The sequence below is a fragment of the Anaerotignum sp. genome, from assembly GCF_017483025.1.
In the GTDB taxonomy this organism is placed as follows: Bacteria; Bacillota; Clostridia; order Lachnospirales; family Anaerotignaceae; genus Anaerotignum_A.
Map to the genome: position 1 here is coordinate 1 of NZ_JAFUMA010000097.1, position 2,640 is coordinate 2,640.

At 48.6% G+C, this 2,640-nt stretch carries 4 protein-coding genes and 1 riboswitch; of the genes, 2 read left to right on the forward strand and 2 right to left on the reverse strand.

Translation table 11 applies throughout. The features are described 5' to 3' along the window. Nucleotides 1–434: class I SAM-dependent methyltransferase (locus tag IJ369_RS08420; protein ID WP_290718069.1), on the forward strand; the 434-nt coding region annotated here is incomplete at its 5' end. 199 nt (nt 435–633) lie between these two features. On the opposite strand, the gene IJ369_RS08425 is transcribed toward IJ369_RS08420, so the two are convergent. After that, nucleotides 634–1,143: a folate family ECF transporter S component gene (locus IJ369_RS08425; RefSeq protein WP_290718071.1), complete on the reverse strand. Its 510-nt coding sequence runs from the start codon at nt 1,141–1,143 to the stop codon at nt 634–636. A gap of 164 nt (nt 1,144–1,307) precedes the next feature. Then, nucleotides 1,308–1,414: riboswitch (THF riboswitch) on the reverse strand. Between the two features lie 70 nt (nt 1,415–1,484). Next, nucleotides 1,485–2,066, reverse strand: coding sequence for a hypothetical protein (locus tag IJ369_RS08430; protein WP_290718073.1), 582 nt, complete (start codon nt 2,064–2,066; stop codon nt 1,485–1,487). A gap of 255 nt (nt 2,067–2,321) precedes the next feature. Between IJ369_RS08430 and IJ369_RS08435 the strand changes: the two genes are divergently transcribed. Then, a partial coding sequence (locus tag IJ369_RS08435) for an ATP-binding cassette domain-containing protein (RefSeq protein WP_290718075.1) occupies nt 2,322–2,640 on the forward strand: 319 nt, incomplete at its 3' end.

Below are 2,640 nucleotides of genomic sequence, written 5' to 3' on the forward strand. Positions count from 1 at the left end.
CGGTGGATCAGGCGACGGAAAATGCTCACCTGAACGGCCTGCAGGATGTGGTGAAATTCCAGTGCGAGGATGTATTCGAACTGCTGCCCCGCCTGGAAGCAGAAGGCAGAAAATTCGATGTGATCATCCTTGACCCTCCCGCCTTTACAAAATCCAGAAACTCCGTGAAGAACGCGGTAAAAGGTTACAGGGAGATCAATCTGCGTGCCATGAAGCTGCTGAAAGACGGCGGATTCCTGGCAACATGCTCCTGCTCTCATTTTATGACATACGAGTTATTCACGCAGACCATCGGGCAGGCGGCGAAGGATGTACACAAACGCCTGAGACAGGTGGAATACAGACATCAGGCCCCCGACCATCCCATTCTTTGGGCGGCGGATGAGGCTTATTATCTGAAGTTCTACATTTTCCAGGTTTGCAACCAGCCTTAAGACCTTGGGGGTTTTACCCCCAATACCCCCACCAAGGGGATAATCCCCTTGGAACCCTATACGCAAAAACTGTGTTTTTGCAAAGAAAATTAAATTTATTAAGAGATTAAAAAAAGACCGAGGTTTTCTCGGTCTTTTTTGTATCGGGTCAAGGGGGTGACCCCCTTGCAGGGGTATTGGGGACAGAGTCCCCAAGGTCTTAAACAGCTTTTTTCAGTTGTGGTACATAATTTGCCAAAAGGCGAATAACGAGCACTTCTACGATACCCATCCCTACTGCCTGGGCGATTCTGGGGATCATTACGGCGATAAACGGTGTGCCGTAGAGAATGGAGATCCACAGGGTATTCATCAGGATGGTGCCAACGATTTCGGAAAACAGCACCGCCGCCAGAATATTCCCCATGCTCTGCTTTTTCTGCAGGAAAAAGCCATAGCCAAAGGCGGTGACGAAGGCTGTTACGGTAAACCCGGGGAAGAATGTGCCGCTGGGGAACAGTGTTGCGCCGATGATATCGGCCACGGCCCCCGTCAGCCCTGCGCCAACAGGCCCCAGAAGCATCCCCGCCAGGGCGATAGGCACAAAGGCAAAGCCGATTCTAAGGTTCCAAAGATTGATGGAAAAAAAGCGGGACAGTACGATTTGGGTCGCCGCCAGCAATGCCATCAGCACCAGCTGATGGGTCCTGCTGATTCGTTTTTCAGACATGAAAAAACCTCCTTTTCAATTAGAAAATTGGAAATAGGAGGGCTTTTTTGTTTCAGCAAAACAAAAACCCCTCTATTATCAATGACAACGCAAATACACCTGCATAAAAACAGGTTTGGCTGTAAGGATAACAAAGAGGCTCATTAAGTTCTTCTTTATTATGAAACAGCGGGATGCGAGTTTTGCACCGCAAAACGACCAAAGTCATTTTTTCGTTCCAGTGACAACTCCCCGTCCACCGGACACTTAACGCGCAAAGCCCTACTCTGTGTATTTGCACAAGGCGACAAGAACCGCCCTGCGCTTCTATTCTAGCACTGTTTCTTCTATTCGTAAAGGGGTTATTTCTGGGGGATAAAGGTGCGCAGGAACTGATATTTGGAATCGAAAGAGCCTGCCAGCATGATCTTATCCGCACCCACGCCGTATTCCTTTGTCAGCTTGCCGAAAAGGCGGTCGCTTTCCATAAAGCCCCCTTCCAAAAAGCAGAAGCAGGCGGCAAAAGCACCATTTTCTCCAATTTTATGGAAATCTTTTTCCTCGAAGGAGCGGATGGTGTATTCGGGGCCGGGGTTCAGCTTTGTCACCAGCTCGGGCAGGTCGAAATCCAGATGCAGGAAACCCTGAGAGCAGTAATACATGGCAAGGATGAAATCTACCAGGTCATCCTCTGTGGCGAAATGCAGGGAATAGTCCGCGGGGCGGGGGGCATCGCCCACATAGCAGGAAAACCAGGGCGCCTGGGGCGCCAGGAAGGATGTGATGTAGAGTTTCTTTGTCAAAGGCTCTGCCGTATTGACGGCGAAAGCCAGTGTATTCGTTGTGGATGTTTTGATGAGGGGCAGTTTATGTTTTTTCAGCGCTGCCACCAGTGTATCAGATGCGCCGAAAAGACGGATGCCGTCTGTATGGAAACCGAGCATTTGTATCTCTCCTTTATCAAAAAAATGAAAATCTCTCATAACTGTATCACATCGGGTGCATCCTTTCAAGGGAAAAGCCTTTCTTTTGTCAGAGAAAACCCCGCAGGGACAGGCAAAATCGTTGACAGTAGATGGAAAACCTTGTTATAATCTAAGGTAGCGTTTTATGTCGTTTTTCAGAGAAGACAGAGGATGCGTAGAGAGAGGAAACAATAATTCCGAAACGAATGTTTCATAAACAGGAGGAATCATAATATGCTGGAACTGAAGAATATCTGTTTTTCCGCAGATGGCAAACAGATTCTGAAAAATATCAACCTGACGATCGATGATGCAAAATTCATCGTCATCACAGGCCCCAACGGCAGCGGCAAATCCACACTGGCGAAGATCATCGCCGGCATCATCACACCTGACAGCGGTCAGATCATTCTGGATGGTCAGGATATTACAGAAATGGGCATCACAGAACGTGCGAGAGCAGGCATCAGCTTTGCTTTCCAGCAGCCCGTTCGTTTCAAAGGCGTAACTGTAAAAGACCTGATCACACTGGCAAGCGGTCAGGAACTGTCCA

Coding starts and splice junctions, on each gene's coding strand:
- IJ369_RS08425 (WP_290718071.1), bottom strand. CDS start 1,143: ATGTCTGAAAAACGAATCAGCAGGACCCATCAGCTGGTGCTGATGGCA.
- IJ369_RS08430 (WP_290718073.1), bottom strand. CDS start 2,066: ATGCTCGGTTTCCATACAGACGGCATCCGTCTTTTCGGCGCATCTGAT.